The organism is Escherichia sp. AM3, from assembly GCF_032029835.1.
Lineage (GTDB): Bacteria > Pseudomonadota > Gammaproteobacteria > Enterobacterales > Enterobacteriaceae > Escherichia > Escherichia coli.
The window spans coordinates 1-269 of the sequence record NZ_JAVUPQ010000998.1; the positions used below are offsets into that span (position 1 = coordinate 1).

At 53.5% G+C, this 269-nt stretch carries 1 pseudogene; it reads right to left on the reverse strand.

Annotation, left to right across the window (positions count from 1 at the left end):
- A pseudogene (locus RTW80_RS29415) lies at nt 1–269 on the reverse strand (ABC transporter ATP-binding protein); the annotation flags it as partial.

The window sequence follows — 269 nt, forward strand, 5'->3', positions numbered from 1 at the left end:
GGATTTGCAGTGCTTCCAGTGCAGCCTCCAGCTCTTCCAGACGCTGCGGCAGCCCTTCCAGCTCGCGCTGCAAGTTATAACTCATTTTAGCAGGAGACTTTTTGACAGTTTCTGCTTTTGCAACAACAGGTTCGGCGACATTTTTGGTCTTCGCCTGTTTTTGCGCCAGCGACTGTGATTGCTGTCCACGCGCGTCATGATAGCCGCCCACATATTGACCGATGCGTCCTTCGCCTTCGAAGATCCAGCACTCGGTCACGGTGTTATCG